Origin of the sequence: Chromohalobacter moromii (assembly GCF_023091865.1) — a bacterium.
Classification (GTDB): Bacteria; Pseudomonadota; Gammaproteobacteria; order Pseudomonadales; family Halomonadaceae; genus Chromohalobacter; species Chromohalobacter moromii.
Map to the genome: position 1 here is coordinate 1,300,020 of NZ_JAHXDI010000001.1, position 15,347 is coordinate 1,315,366.

A 15,347-nucleotide genomic window follows, 5' to 3' on the forward strand; every position below is an offset into this window, starting at 1 on the left:
AAGGCCCGCCGTCGCTGCCGCCTAGTGCATTGATATGACACGGCGTCGGGTCTCGAGCCCACATTCTCATGGAGTGGGAATCTATGAATCTCAATGTACCTGCCCCAGAAACCAATAAAACCGACAATGGCAACGACAATGACATGGAGTTGGGGCGCATCTTAGGCCTCTTGTTCGACGCCAAGGGCTTGGTGATCAGCCTGATTGTATTGTTCGCGTTTTTGGGGGCGGCGTATGCCTTTCTTACGACGCCGATCTTTCAGGCTAAGTCGCTGGTCCAGGTGGAAACCAAGAGTCCCAATAACCCTCTGGCGGATGCGTCGATATCGATGCTTTCGCAAGCGCCACCGTCGCGCTCGGAGATGGAGATCATGAAGTCGCGCATGGTGCTCGGCCGTGCGGTGGACATACTCAACCTCGATATCCGCGTCGACCCGGTACGCGTGCCGATCATCGGCGGGTTTTTGCAGCGCCACCGGATCGCCGCGCCCGCGTTCGCCCAGGACTGGGGTTATGCCTGGGGCGACGATCATATTCAGGTCGCTGGTATGCCCGTGGCTGACGAGTACTTGGGACAGACCTTCACCCTCGAAGTACTCGACGAGACCCGTTATGCCTTGAACTACCGTGGCGAGCGTCTAGGAGAGGGCGTTGTCGGCGAGGAGGAAAGCTTTCTCGCCGGTGCGGTGGGCGTGGAGGTAGAGTCGATCGCGGCGGCGCCAGGCGCGACCTTCACTCTGACCCATGCGCAGCGCGTGGTGGCCGTCGATCAGCTACGCGATAATTTCGGTATTGCCGAGCGGGGTAATGGTACGGGGATACTGGCCTGGACCCTGACGGACCCGTCGCCGGCATTGGCCGAGCGAATATTGGCCACCATCGGTGATATCTATGTCACGCAGAATATTCAGCGTCAGTCGGAAGAGGCCCGTAAGAGCCTGGAGTTCTTGAGTCAGCAGGTGCCCGAGGTACGCGGTGAACTTGCCACTGCCGAGCAACAACTCAACGCTTATCGCTCCGAAAACGACAGCGTGGATATTTCCATGGAGACTCAGTCGGTGCTCGACCGCGTGGTCAATTTGGAAAGTCAGCTCAATGAGTTGGAGTTCTCCGAAGCGGAAATCTCGCGGCGCTTTACGCCCAGCCACCCGACCTATGCGGCGTTGCTAGAGAAGAAAGCACAACTGAAGAAGGAACTGGCGTCCCTTGAGGAGCGCATCGACGGTATGCCGGAAACGCAGCAGGAAGTGTTGCGTATGCAGCGCGATGTTTCCGTCAATCAAGAAATCTATGTCCAGTTGCGCAACAAGGTGCAGGAAATGCAGATCGCGGAGGCCAGCACCGTGGGTAACGTGAGGGTGCTGGATGAAGCGGAGCAGTTTCCGCAGCCGGTGGCGCCTAACAAGATGATGAATATCGCGCTTGCCACCTTGCTGGGCGCAGCCTTCGCGGTGGCGGTGGTGATGCTGCGGGCAATGTTCAATCGTGGTTTGGAAAGTCCCGATCAGCTCGAGCAGCTGGGCCTGCCGGTCTATGCCATCGTGCCCAAATCGGATGACCAGAGCCGGCTCAGCCGTCGCATTCGCCGGGGAGGACGCACGCAGAGCGTACCGGCGGGGCTGCTGGCGTGGCATCGCCCGTTGGATGTCTCCATCGAGGCAATGCGCAGCCTGCGTACCAGCTTGCACTTCGCGATGCTGGATAGCACCGACAATCGCTTGATGATCACTGGGCCAAGCCCGGGCGTAGGCAAGAGCTTCATTGCCGCCAACTTGGCAGCGGTGTGCGCTCAGAACGGTCAGCGTGTGTTGGTGATCGACGGCGACATGCGCAAGGGCCAGATGCATAAGATCTTCAAGGGGCCTTCTGAAGATGGCTTGAGCGAAATACTGGCTGGGCGTCACACCTTGGCGCAAATGGCGCGTTCCGTGGAAAGCGTCGAGGGGCTCGAGTACTTGGCGCGTGGCGTCGTCCCGCCGAATGCCTCGGAATTGCTGGCTTCGTCGCGTTTCACCGAGTTGCTGGTCACGGCTAGTGAGCGCTACGACTTGGTGATCGTCGATTCGCCGCCGGTGCTGGCGGTAACTGATGCCACGGTGATCGGCAAGAGCGTGGGCACGACCCTGATGGTGGCAAGATTCCAGGTTAACCCGCCCAAGGAAGTCGAACTAGCGATGCGGCGTTTGGATACCAGTGGGGTGCGCGTCAAGGGCGCGATACTCAATGGGCTCGAGCGCAAGGCAGCCACGGCGTATACCTACGGCTATTACAACTATTCCTATCGTTAAAAGACGCCTCTGTGCTGACGCCCGGCACTGTTCGGGCGCCTTACGCGCACCACCTTGCTTTGGTTGGGGGCGGGGCGGTTTATACCGTTAGCGTATTTCTTCTAGAAATGGCAAACCTGCCTGGGATGGTATTTGCCAAATGACGGACGGCGAAATGAAAGACGACTATAAACGGATTGCGGTGTTCCTACCTTCGCTGGCGGGCGGTGGCGCTGAGCGTGTGATGGTAACCCTCGCCAATGGATTCGCGACTCGGGGGGTGCCTGTGGATCTTGTTGTGGTTGCCGCCGAGGGGGCGTATCTGGCGGATGTCTCGCCGCGTGTGCGGCTGGTTGAGCTCGGTGCCTCGCGCGTGCTGTTCAGCTTGCCGGCACTGGTGCGCTATCTACGCCGTGAGCGTCCGTATGCCTTACTCTCGGCGCTCAATCACGCCAACATTATTGCGCTTTGGGCACGCAAGCTGGCCCGTTCGGGGACACGTCTGGTGGTGTCGGAGCGCAATACGCTATCTCGCGATGTGTCGAACAGTCGTTTCAAGCGAGGGTTGCCGTGGTTGATGCGTCTTAGTTATTCCTCAGCGGACGCTATCGTTGCGGTCTCCAGCGGGGTGGCGGATGACCTCGCGCAGACGGCGCGCTTGCCGCGCGAGCGGATCGATGTTGTCTATAACCCCATCAATTCCAACCTGCCTCGGTTGTCCGAGGCGCCGGTCGTGCATCCCTGGCTGGCCGAGGGCGAGCCGCCGGTGATCGTCGCGGCGGGGCGGCTGACCGTGCAGAAGGACTTCGCCACCCTGGTCGAGGCCTTCGCGATGGTGCGTCAGACTCATCGCGCCCGGCTGGTGATCCTTGGCGAGGGCGAACTGCGCGCCACGCTCGAGGCTCGTATCGCGGAACTGGGCATCGCCGAGGATGTAGCCTTGCCCGGCTTCGTGGATAACCCCTATCCGTGGATGCGCAAGTCATCGTTGTTCGTGTTGTCTTCAGCGTGGGAGGGCTTTTGCAACGTGCTGGCCGAGGCCATGGCTTGCGGCACGCCGGTGGTGAGCACGGATTGTCCCAGTGGCTCGGCAGAGATTCTTGAAGATGGAAAGTGGGGGCGGCTGGTGCCGGTCGGTGACGCTTCGGCGTTGGCCCGGGCGATGGCCGCGACCCTTAGTGATGAGACTCACCCCGATGTGCGCCACCGTGCCCGTAGCTTCAATTTGCAGCAGGCGCTTTCCGGCTACCTACACGCGCTGCGGGTGCCTCTGCCGCAAGAGCATCGCTGTGAATGATGCTCAACGCATGCTGGCATCTGGGCTCGGCTAGGTATTCAAGATTATTTATACGTCATGTGGCGCCAGCCCATTTGAGTTTAGGCGCGTCAGCACTCCCGTAAGTTGAGGCGAGCGATGAAACTACTAATACCTACTGAAGGCTCGTTCGGTTACAAGGCCATGTGTCTGGTCCTGGCGGGTATTTATGCCTGGTTTTTGATGGGGCTGGATGTCGATGGTTATCTCGATCGGAAAAATTATCTTATCTATGCCCAGCACTCCGATGAAATTTTCGCCATGTATGCCGCTAGTAGCCTCAAAGCATTTATCACCAACGAGCCGGTTTGGCTGCTACTCAATATATGGGCTTCCAAGCATTTCTCACCGGAAGATACGCTGCGCATAATCATTTTTTTCTCATCGTTTTTGATTTCTTTTCTAGTGTTGAGAAGCTACCCGAAGTACGCTTTTTTCTTGATTCTTTTTATTCTGATGCCTCAGGTATTGAAGAATAATATTATCCACTTACGGCAGGGAGTAGGGATTACTCTGTTTTTTATCGGCTGGTGGTGTCGTTACTTGCCTTTGCGTATCTTCTTCATCGGGCTGGCACCATTGGTCCATGCATCCTTTTTCTTCATTGATGCTTTGTTTCTACTCAATGTTGCCTTCTCGACGTTTAGAATTTCGACCGTGTGGCGGATAGTATACACCTTGGGCGTGGGCATTGTACTGGGAGCATTAGGGATCTGGCTGGCCGGTGCGCTCGGGGCACGACAAGGTGGTAGCGATGAATACAGCGCCATGGGCTCGGGGGGGTCGGGATTAGCATTCCTCTTCTGGGTCGTGTTCTCCGTGATCTTCTTCATGGAGGGTAAGTCATTTCTCAGGAACAACTTCTTTGCGGCGTCGATTTTAATTTTTTATCTCTCTACGTACTTTCTGCTTCCGGTCACGGCACGCGTGTTCGAAAGCGGCATGTTGGTATTGCTGCTGGCATCCCTGGGATTGACGGACTGGCGTCGTTACACAATTTACGGACTTTATGCCTTTTATTTCTTCATGCAGTGGTATCCGGTTCTTGGAATCCCCGGTTACGGCTGGGCCGCCGAAGGCAGTATGTAATCCTAACTTTATAAAACGATAATGCATCGACGTTTCTATTTCAGGGATCGGGCGATTTAAGGGGGGAGGGAGAAATGCAGCGTAATGTCTCGTTAGATGTGCTAAAGCTGACATTAGCCGTCATCGTGGTAATTTCACATGCCCAAGTATTAATGGGCTATAGCGATCTGGGGTATCAGCTGACGGTGGAGGGGCTATTTCGGATCGTGGTGCCGATTTTCATGATGGTTAGCGGTTATTTCTTTATTGGCGTGATTCGCACAAAGTCACTTGCTAGCTGGCTGAAAAAAGTAGTGCCGATGTATCTCTTCTGGATGCTGGTGTATGTGTATTTCTGGCTTGATATTCCGGCGGCGAACTTGCATGAGGTTTTGAGATTACTGCGTGTTGCGGTCATGGGTTATCACCATCTGTGGTTTCTCTCGGCACTGATTGGGGCTGCCATCTTACTGTACATGCTGCGCAATTACTCTATGAAAGTCCTTCTGGTATCGGCGGTGATGCTCTATGGCATAGGCGTTTCCTTGATGTATGCCGGTAATTACGATCTATTTTCCGGCAGCATGCTAGATGCGCTGCTCCTTGAAGGTTGGCCCTATCGCAACTTCTTGTTTTTTGGCTTCCCTTTCTTCTGTATCGGATATCTGTTGCGGTCTTGGGAAGGGATACGTCAGCTAGATCGCCGTTATTACGCGATCTGGAGCCTGGTGGGCATGCTCTTGCTGCTGGGGGAATCCTATCTCAATTATGTCAGTCTCGAAGGGCTGCCACATTTCGATATGTATCTGAGCCTCCTGGTCTTTTGCCCTGGTCTTTTCTTGTGGGTGTCGTCGCTTCATGTCCCTGGTGACAGTACCTCCCTAGCGTATTACGCGACAGCGCTGTACTTCATTCATCCGCTTTTCATCTCGTTGTTCGAGGCGCTCTCCTATCGGCCCGGCAACATGCTGGCGTTGTTGGCACTGGCGTCGTCGCTGCTTGCCGTGATGCTGCTCAAGGGAAGCCGCAAGCGCTTGGGATTTGCCTTCGGTGGGTGAGGCAGCCACCGAATCGCTGGCGCTTGTTCAAGATCATATCCGCTATGCCCGAGCGCTGTCGGGCATCGGCCACTCGAGAGGATGCAATCGCTTATGCTAGCCAAACCGCTGAAGGTCTTACATGTCATCACCGGCTTGACCGATGGTGGTGCCGAGGACTCGCTCTACCAGCTTTGCAATAACGATCGCCACAACGTTCATCGTGTAGTGTGCCTGATGGACGCCGGACAATACGGACCACGTTTCGAGGCGGCGGGGGTCGAGGTCGTGTATCTGCATATGCCGCCAGGCCGCGTGACGTTCTCGGGCCTGTGGCGCTTGTGGCGGACCCTGCGTGAACTCCGGCCAGATGTGGTGCAGACGTGGATGTACCACGCCAACCTGGTGGGCGGGGTCATGGCGCGGTTAGCGGGCGTCAAGGCTATTTGCTGGGGAATCCATAACAGCAACCTGATGCCGGGGGTTACCAAGCGCAGCACGATCTGGGTCGCCAAGGCCTGCGGGGCGTTATCCCGCGTGGTGCCGAGCCGCATCGTGAGCTGTTCGCAACATGCGGTGGAAGTGCATCGCCAGCTACGTTATGCGGCCATGAAATTCGTGGTCGTGCCCAATGGCTACAATCTACTGCTACTGACCCCCGATGCCGAGGCCAGGGCGCGTGTGCGCCAGGAGTGGGGGCTCGATGATGATATGCCGCTACTCGGCATGGTGGCTCGCTTCGATCCGCTGAAGGATCATGCCAACTTGATCGCCGCCTTGGCGCAGCTCAAGGGGCTGGGCTGGGACTTTCGGTGTGCGTTGATCGGCGAGGAGGTGGATGCCGATAACGCTGAACTGGTCCAGCTATTGGAGGATTACGGCGTACGCGAACGGGTACTGTTAGTAGGGCGACGTAGCGATATTCCTGCGGTGATGAACGCGCTCGATGTGCATGTGCTGTCGTCGCTTAGTGAGGCATTCCCTAATGTGTTGTCCGAGGCAATGGCCTGCGGCACGCCGTGTGTGTCCACCGATGTCGGCGATGCTGCCTTTATCGTTGGCGATACCGGTTGGATAGTTCCACCCAGCGATCCTTCGGCCTTGGCAGATCATCTAGCTATGGCACTTGATGAATACGCGGAGGTACCAGCGTGGCAAGCGCGTAAGCAGCGCGCGCATCAACGGGTCGTCGATTCCTTCAGCGTACAGCGCATGATCGACGGTTATAGTGCTTCTTGGCATCAGGTGTGCCACGTATGAATGCTAATTGGATGACCCGTTTGGCGCGCGCCGAAGGCGAACCGCTGCGTCCGCCGGCCTTTGTGATTTCGCTGGACTTCGAATTGCACTGGGGCATGTCGGATATCGTGACCACGCCAGAGCACCCTTATATGCGGCAATTGCTCGGCGCACGCCGTGCTGTACCGGCGATACTTGATCTTTTCCGTGAACGCCATATCCGCGCGACCTGGGCCACGGTGGGCTATCTGTTCGCCGAGGATCGCGAAACATTGACGCGTTTCTCGCCTGTTAGACGTCCACACTATGCCAATCCGGCACGTGATAACTATCGGCAGGAGATCGGTGACGACGAGGCAAGCGACCCACTGCATTACGCGCGCTCCCTGATCGATCTGATTGCGCAAACGCCAGGCCAGGAAATCGCTTCACATACCTTCTCGCATTATTACTGCTATGAAGAGGGTCAGACACCGGATGACTTCAAGGCCGATCTCGCGGCGGCAATGGCCATCGCCAAGCACGCCGGACACCAGCCGAGTTCATTGGTTTTGCCGCGCAATCAGGTCGACGAGGCCTATTTGGAACCAATGCGCGAGGCGGGCTTTCGTTGCTATCGCGGCAATCCACAGCGTGCGGGGTTCCAACGAAAGTATCACGATGCTGCGCCGACTCGTGCACTGCGACTGATGGATAGCTACGTCAATCTGACCGGGCACCACGGCATCAAATGGCACGATCTAAAGGGCGACCCGCTGAATATTCCTGCCAGTATGTTTCTGCGTCCGCGTCGTGGGATACCGCAACTGAATGCCTTGCGACTTAGACGCATCAAGAAGGCGATGCGCCGTGCCGCCAAGCGTGGCGAGATATTTCATCTTTGGTGGCATCCACACAACTTCGGCCTGGCTACCGATGCCCATCTGCGTGACCTCGCCGCCATCATCGGTTATTTCCAGGTTCTTTCCATCGAATACGGTATGCGCTCGATGTCGATGAACGATGTACTGACGCGTCAGGAGCAGGCCTCGGTGACAGCCCCATTGACCTAGCTTCCTAGGCGCTAGCCATCCACGCACCACTTGCCTTCACGACATTTGATCACTGCTTTTGATGACTACTTACCGACGCGCTTTAGCGCGAGGGCCGGGGGGCTTTGTCTTCAAAAACAAGTCTTCAAAAACAAGTCTTCAAAAACAAGTCTTCAACAAACGGGCCTTCAAGAGCGGACCTTCAAAACGTGCCCCGCAGATGATCTCCACTGCAGAGGAGTTGTTTCCATGAACGATAAAACGATTGTGCTGGTTTCCAACACGTCCTGGTCTCTCTACAACTTCTGCCAGGGATTTTTGAGGGCGCTAGAGAGGCGCGGTTTTCGTGTGGTGTGTCTGGTGCCCAACGACGACTATTCGCAACGCTTGCTCGATGAATTCGGCGTCACCCTGCGAAGCATGCCCATGGACGGCAAGAGCACCGCCCCTGCGCGGGAGGGGAAGTGCCTGTTCTGGCTGTATGGGCAGTTGCGCGCGCTGCGTCCCGCCTTTGTTTTCAACTTCACGGTCAAGGCGAACATCTATGCGGGATTAGCGTGCCGCGCTCTGAGAATTCCGTATGCCAATACCGTCACCGGCTTGGGGACGGCTTTCCTGCATGACAGTCACTTATTCCGCCAAGTTCGACGGCTCTATGGCGTGGCCAATGCCGGGGCGAACAGGGTGTTTTTCCTCAACCCGGATGACCGCGAGGTCTTTGAGCGCCAAGGCATGTTGCAAAAAGTCGACTGGGGGATGTTGCCGGGCGCGGGGGTTGATGTAACGCGCTTTGCGTTTACACCGCTGCCTCAGGAAGGGCCCTTCACCTTTGTATTGATCGCACGGCTGCTGGGCGACAAGGGTGTGCGCGAGTACGTCGCGGCGGCCGTGCAGGTGCGTAGGGAAAATCCCGAAACACGATTTTTGATCGTCGGGCCCAAGGGTGTCAGCAATCGCACGGCAATTGATGACGACGAGATCGAGGCTTGGCACGAGCGGGGTGTCGTCGAATATGTCGGCGCCCAGGACGACGTGCGTCCCTGGCTCGCCCAGTCCCATGTGTTGGTATTGCCGTCCTACCGTGAAGGCTTACCGACCACCGTATTGGAGGCGGGCGCGATGGGGAGGCCAACTATCGCCACTGATGTGCCGGGATGTCGCCATGCCGTGGCCGATGGAGAAACCGGTTGGTTGTGCCGCGTCAAGGACGTCGAGTCGCTGGCGGCGCGTATGCGCGCGTGCCTGGTAATGACGCCGTGGGCGCTTTCCCGCGTAGGAGTAGCAGCGCGCCGGCGTGCGGAGAAAGAGTTCTCGCAGGACATCGTCGTAATGGGATACCTGGCCTGCCTGGAAAGCGGCCTGATGAGTCACCAACGCGTAAAAATGGAGGCATGATGACGATTTTAGTGACAGGCGGCGCAGGCTACATCGGCTCGCATATGGTGCTGAGGCTCATAGAGGCCGGCCACGACGTGGCCGTGATCGACAACCTCTGTAATGCCTCGCGTGAGTCGCTGGAGCGCGTCTCACAGTTGACCGGCAAAGAAGTTGTCTTCATCGAGGGCGACATACGCGACCGTTCGCTATTGGATTACGTCTTTGCGGATTTCGAGATCAGCGATGTGTTGCACTTTGCTGGGCTCAAATCCGTGGGAGAAAGCGTCAACGAGCCATTGGCGTATTTCGAGAACAATGTAGCGGGAACCATCACGCTGTGTCAGGCCATGACGGCGGCGGGGGTCTTCCGACTGGTGTTCAGTTCTTCGGCGACGGTGTACGGCGATGCCACGCGCATGCCGTTGAGCGAAAGCGCGCCCACCGGACAGCCGACCAACGCCTACGGACATTCCAAGCTGATGGTCGAAGAGGTGCTGCGGAAGCTGGCGCGGTCTGACCCACGCTGGTCGATCGCACTGCTGCGCTACTTCAATCCCGTGGGTGCGCATCCCAGCGGGCTCATCGGAGAGGACCCATCGGGCAAGCCCAATAACCTGCTGCCGTTTATCTCCCAAGTGGCAATCGGGCGACTACCGGCGCTATCGGTCTTCGGCGATGACTATCCGACGCCGGACGGTACTGGCGTGCGCGACTATATCCATGTCATGGATCTGGTCGAGGGACATCTGGCGGCGATGCGCGTATTGACAGACCGTTCAGGGGCGAATGTCTGGAACTTGGGAACCGGTCAGGGGTATTCCGTGCTCGAAATGGTGCGCGCTTTCGAGATGATCTCGCAGCGTGATGTGGCGTATCGCATCGTGCCGCGCCGCGATGGGGATATCGCCGAATGCTGGGCCGATGCCTCGCTGGCAGCAAATGAGTTGGGTTGGAAGGCTCAGCGTGGTCTGACCGAGATGATCACCGATACCTGGCGCTGGCAGTCGAACAATCCCGAAGGCTATCCAAGCAAACGCGTGGTGAGACGTGACAGCCTCGGCAAGCCCGCCGGCGTGGCCAATGCCTTGCCGAAGATCTACCTCATTGATACCGCACGCGCCAACCGCGCTGCCTCGTAACGACCTAACCAGAGAAGACCAGGCGTGGCCATCCAGCCACGCTCTAATACTTGTAGTTCGTGTTGTCTGAATAGCTCGTGTTGCATGAATAGTGACGCCTTCCCATAGGTGAGGTGGGCTTTTGATGCTATACAAAGTAAAGGAATAAGTCGTGAAGATTTGTATTGTTACACCCTCGTTTTCAGGAGGAGGGGCCGAAAGGATAGCTGTCAATTTGGCAAATTTTTACGCTAAAAACGGGTTGGATGTCTGTCTAGTTGTTTTTGATGGAGTCGGTCCATATCGTAGGCAAATAAATAGCTCCATAAAGTTGATTGATCTTAATGTTAAACGGTTGCGCTATAATGCTTGGTTGAAGTTGAGAAAAGCCATAAAAGATGAATCTCCAGAATATATTCTATCTGTTATGAGAGGCGCAAATATCTTCGTCGGGCTATCTCTTCCAATAATTAATAATATAAGAGTTACGTTTCGTGAAGCTAATACAATGGAAGCTTTCAGACGTATACCCTGGCGTCGCAGGTTGATTCATAAACTTCTCATGAAGTTTTCCTATCGACGTGCTGATATTGTTATTGCAAACTCTATGGACACCAAAAAAGACCTGATAGTTAATAAGATAGTCCAAGAAAGCCATGTGGAAGTTATTGGTAATCCGGTGATTAATGATGATTTAAATGAAAAGGCTGGAGATGTTTTATGTCATGAGTGGTTGTCTTCCCCTGATGTTCGTGTTGTTTTGCACGTTGGTCGTCTTGATGTCCAAAAAAACCAAGCGCTTTTGTTAAATGCATTTTCTTTGGCTGTCAAATCGGTTCCTGATCTTAAGCTTGTCATTCTTGGAGAAGGTGAAGAAAAGAAGAATTTAGAAAAGCTATCAAGTGAGCTGGGTGTTGAGGATAATGTTGATTTTGTTGCCTTCCAAGATAATCCCTATCCGTATTACAAGGCGGCAGATTTATTTGTTTTGTCTTCTGACTGGGAAGGGTTCGGAAATGTAATAGTAGAAGCATTGGCATGTGGTACGCCCGTTATTAGTACGGATTGTCCCGGTGGTCCAAGGACCATACTTGCTGATGGCAAGTATGGCGTATTAGTACCTTGTGGTGATGCAGAACGACTTTCATTGGAAATGGTTAACCATATAAATAATGTGGGCGCGTGGAACTTTGAAGAACTTAAGAAGCGTGCCAATGAGTTTACAGTTGAAGCTGTTGCAAAAAAATATTTGGAAGCAAGCCGTTAAATTATTGATTTTATGCTCTTGAATGACTGAGCAGGCTGTCTGCCGGTTCAGTTCTTGTGATTCGCTCTTCGTTCAGCTCGATACGGACAGAGCCGCTGTAGGCGGTGTCCAAAGCCAGTACTTCACATATGGCGAGTGACTCTCCTGAGGCGTGTTTTGGTGGACATGCTGATTCTACAAGATAAAAAAATCGGTACCTTCTTTTCTTTCTCGGCCCAGTGGGTCAAACGGGCTTTCTGATAGGCAGAGATGTGCATGCTGAATCTAGTTATTACATTGCGACAGAAAACCCATGAAGTATGGCGCAGCCGCTTTGTAAGAAGTGTTGCGGTGGTTGCCACCGGAACGGCAGGAGCGCAGGCGATCACGATGGCTTTTTCACCGCTGATTACTCGCCTTTATGGTCCTGAAGCATACGGTGTGCAAGGTACTTTTATTGCAATATTGGGTGTGGCAACTCCTTTCAGTGCTCTTGCCTATCCGATTTCTGTCGTTTTGCCACGACGAGATGAAGAAGCCATTGGGCTTCTACGATTGAGTGCCTATATCTCCGTCTTTATTGCGACCTTAATAGCGGTTGGCTTGTGGTTATGGGGTGCTGTAGCTATTTCGCTGTTGGAAATAGAGAGCGTGGGAAAGTTGATCTACTTGCTACCCGTAGCGATATTATTCGCTGCTTGGATGCAGATGGCTCAGCAGTGGTTGATACGCAAAAAAGAATTCGGAGTGATTGCTCGTTCCGCCTTAGCTAATTCCGGACTACTGAATAGTGCCAGGGCCTTGCTTGGCTTCGTTCACCCCACCGGCGCTGTACTCATTGTGTTGGCATCTTTGGGAAGTGTATTGCACGCATTGCTGATGTGGATAGGAATTCGGAAGCGCACTACGATAAATCGCAGTGAACCTTTAGAGGCCCCCAACCTGGGCATCATCGAACTGGCCCATCGCCATCGCGATTTCCCACTGTACCGGGCTCCACAGATTACGATCAACGCCGCATCGCAAAGTTTACCAGTGTTGATGTTGGCTGCTTTCTTTGGTCCGTCCACTGCAGGATTCTACATGCTCAGCACAATGGTGATGGGGATGCCAACTACTTTGATTGGAATGGCAGTTAGCGATGTTTTTTATGCGCGAATAACGGAAGCGGCACATAATGGCGAGAGTCTTTCTAGACACATTTTACGAGCTACAGGTGTGCTAGCTGCAATTGGCATCGTGCCCTTTTCAATTGTTGTATTGTTTGGCCCTTGGCTATTTAGTTTGGTGTTTGGAGCTGAGTGGGGTGTGGCGGGAGAATATGCTCGATGGTTGGCTTTTTTCTTCTTTTTTAATTTAGCCAATAAGCCAAGCAACGCTGCAGTTCCTATTTTGGGTATTCAGCGTGGCTTGCTTTTTTATGAGGTCTTGAGCACCGGTGGTAAAGTTTCTGGTTTTTTGCTCGGATTCTATTGGCTAAATAGCGACATCTGGGCAGTCGCAATATTTTCTATCATTGGTATTTTTGCTTATAGCGGAGTGATGCTGTGGATTTATTTGTGTGCGGTGAGGTGGGACCGTGATGCAAGAATCAGTTAATAAGCCGTGCTCTTGAGTATCGAGATAAGTTTATGGTCTTCCGGTGACCAACGATCTATAGGGGGTAACCCTAAATTAAAGTAATAAGTGTAGCATCAACAAGGAGAAGTTCCATGTCCAAAGTGTTATACGCTTGCAGCCGAAACTCTGGTTTCAATGCCAGTACCAAAGAAAAGCTATATGATGTTTGCAATCATCTTGTCCCGGATAATATTGCGGTACCTAAACCTCATGTAGTACGTGTCGAAGATGATTTGGCATATGCTGTATGCATGGATAGTGGTGCCCTCCAAGAGTCGGGAGGGAGCTTGCTTCTGGGGTTTCTGTATGAAAAAAACAAAGTGAGTTGGGATAAGCCTAAAACATGCTATCCAGATGGTAATTATGCCTTGTTTAGGGTCGATGAGGACGAGATTGAAGTGGTTAGCGATTGTGTTGGGACTAGAACGGTCTGGTATTACCATGATGAAGAGGTATTTATTGCATCAACGTCGCAACGCGCAATAATTATGTTCCTTGGTGCATTTGAATTTGATGAGAGAGTGATTCCGTGGATGCTGTCGACAGGCTCGTTGGGTCCGCAGTTTTCTTGGGATAAAAGCATTAAGCGCCTGCCGGTCGATAGTTATTTGTCGCTTGAAAAGAAATCATGGCGTGCCTCTATCACCCAAAGACCTATTAATTTTTCCGTGGTTAATCGTAAGAGGGAAGGTCATAGAAGAGTATTGACTGATGCGATTAGTCAAACTATGGAGTCTCTTGATGGTATTGACTTTGAGCGATGGGTGCTACCGCTGTCCGGGGGGTATGATAGTCGCGGGATATTGTTATTTATAAAAAATACAATAGGGGCTCCAGATAATCTGAAAACGATAACATGGGGCTTAGAGAAATCTCAGTATGAAAAATACAATGATGCCTATGTGGCTAAGGAGCTAGCACACTCTGTGGGAGTTCAGCATAAATACTATCATACAGATATTTCTCCCGAGCCACTCGAGGTGGTTTTCGATCGATTCCTTTTTTGCAGTGAAGGTCGTGTTGATCATATTGCTGGGTACATGGATGGTATGGATATCTGGAAGCAGCTCCATGACGAAGGAGTAGACGGGACAATTAGAGGAGATGAAAGTTTTGGAGAGTTGCCTGCTTCATCAGAATTAGATGTCAGGAACTTAGTTGGTCTTGGATTGTGTTGCGACTACAAGAATTTATCGCAATTTACTGAAGATTTTGCGCCTTTCCATCAAGAGGTTCCGGTTGAGTTGCATAAAAAAGAGGGGGAAACGCTTTATGCATGGCGGGATAGAGTCCACCAAGAATATCGTATGCCAACCGTGTTTGCTGCATTGTCAGATATCAAGTTTTCGTATTTGGAAGAGATTAACCCCTTGCTTTCCAGGTCAATTCTGAGTGTTGTTAGAAGCTTGCCTGATGACCTCAGAGAAGACAAGTGTTTGTTTAAGAGTATAGTTGAGTCTATGGAGGGGGGTGTTCCATTTGCCCTTAAAAGCGCAAATGCTAATCCTAAAGACATACTCCGCGAGAAAGGGTGTGTCGATCTTATGAAATCAGAGATAAATAGTAGTTATTCAGCTGGCTTGTTCGGCCCTGATTTTGCAAATAGAGTTATCAGTGAAATAAAAGTTGGAAATGATGGGTCGAGAAGATGGGGTGTGAAAGGACTGGTGAGTTCGCTTTTACCTGCCTCCATAAAAAGCCGGCTGCGTAAAACGGTAGTTCGCCGATCAGTCGATGGCAACGTTCTTGCATTTAGAGTTTTTATGATTATAAAAATGCATAAAATGTTGACCTCTGACGCTTCGAGAGCGGCTAACTTTCAACGCCGTGCAACAGACGAGGCACGCGCTACTATTAGTTAAAATTCTAGTTCAAGACTCTCTTTTAATATGCCGGGGGGAGGTGGTCTGCTTTATAAAGCTCCGGCGATTCGGTTTCGCGCAATGATAACGAGGCTATTGTGAGCGGATTTCTAGAAGTTCGGGGTCGGTTGAACAAGAGGGCAAGTCAATGTCTCGTCGCAGGGGTT

Annotated in this window: 11 protein-coding genes; all 11 read left to right on the forward strand. The window is 53.2% G+C overall.

The genetic code is table 11. The features are described 5' to 3' along the window. Nucleotides 1–83: 83 nt before the first annotated feature. Nucleotides 84–2,288 carry a polysaccharide biosynthesis tyrosine autokinase gene (locus KZO83_RS05800; RefSeq protein ID WP_247620079.1) on the forward strand — a complete coding sequence of 735 codons (2,205 nt, stop codon included), beginning with the start codon at nucleotides 84–86 and terminating at the stop codon, nucleotides 2,286–2,288. A gap of 154 nt (nucleotides 2,289–2,442) precedes the next feature. Continuing rightward, nucleotides 2,443–3,564 carry a glycosyltransferase gene (locus tag KZO83_RS05805; RefSeq protein ID WP_247620080.1) on the forward strand — a complete coding sequence of 374 codons (1,122 nt, stop codon included), beginning with the start codon at nucleotides 2,443–2,445 and terminating at the stop codon, nucleotides 3,562–3,564. 117 nt (nucleotides 3,565–3,681) lie between these two features. Beyond that, nucleotides 3,682–4,671, forward strand: a complete 990-nt coding sequence (locus KZO83_RS05810; RefSeq protein WP_247620081.1) for a hypothetical protein — start codon at nucleotides 3,682–3,684, stop codon at nucleotides 4,669–4,671. A gap of 74 nt (nucleotides 4,672–4,745) precedes the next feature. Then, on the forward strand, nucleotides 4,746–5,708 hold the full coding sequence (locus KZO83_RS05815) for an acyltransferase family protein (RefSeq protein WP_247620082.1): 963 nt from the start codon (nucleotides 4,746–4,748) through the stop codon (nucleotides 5,706–5,708). 93 nt (nucleotides 5,709–5,801) lie between these two features. After that, entirely contained in the window at nucleotides 5,802–6,947 is a 1,146-nt protein-coding gene (locus KZO83_RS05820) for a glycosyltransferase family 4 protein (RefSeq protein WP_247620083.1), read from the forward strand. Then, nucleotides 6,944–7,978, forward strand: a complete 1,035-nt coding sequence (locus KZO83_RS05825; protein WP_247620084.1) for a polysaccharide deacetylase family protein — start codon at nucleotides 6,944–6,946, stop codon at nucleotides 7,976–7,978. The genes KZO83_RS05820 and KZO83_RS05825 overlap by 4 nt, the downstream gene beginning before the upstream one ends. A gap of 228 nt (nucleotides 7,979–8,206) precedes the next feature. After that, nucleotides 8,207–9,352, forward strand: a complete 1,146-nt coding sequence (locus KZO83_RS05830) for a glycosyltransferase family 4 protein (protein ID WP_247620085.1) — start codon at nucleotides 8,207–8,209, stop codon at nucleotides 9,350–9,352. Continuing rightward, complete coding sequence (gene galE / locus KZO83_RS05835; RefSeq protein WP_247620086.1) at nucleotides 9,352–10,473, forward strand: UDP-glucose 4-epimerase GalE; 1,122 nt, start codon at nucleotides 9,352–9,354, stop codon at nucleotides 10,471–10,473. Before KZO83_RS05830 ends, galE begins: the two co-directional genes overlap by 1 nt. Before the next feature lie 151 nt (nucleotides 10,474–10,624). Then, on the forward strand, nucleotides 10,625–11,719 hold the full coding sequence (locus KZO83_RS16410; protein ID WP_247620087.1) for a glycosyltransferase: 1,095 nt from the start codon (nucleotides 10,625–10,627) through the stop codon (nucleotides 11,717–11,719). 255 nt (nucleotides 11,720–11,974) lie between these two features. Continuing rightward, nucleotides 11,975–13,297, forward strand: a complete 1,323-nt coding sequence (locus tag KZO83_RS05845) for a lipopolysaccharide biosynthesis protein (protein WP_247620088.1) — start codon at nucleotides 11,975–11,977, stop codon at nucleotides 13,295–13,297. Nucleotides 13,298–13,410: 113 nt separating this feature from the next. Then, nucleotides 13,411–15,180: an asparagine synthetase B family protein gene (locus KZO83_RS05850; RefSeq protein ID WP_247620089.1), complete on the forward strand. Its 1,770-nt coding sequence runs from the start codon at nucleotides 13,411–13,413 to the stop codon at nucleotides 15,178–15,180. Nucleotides 15,181–15,347: the final 167 nt, after the last annotated feature.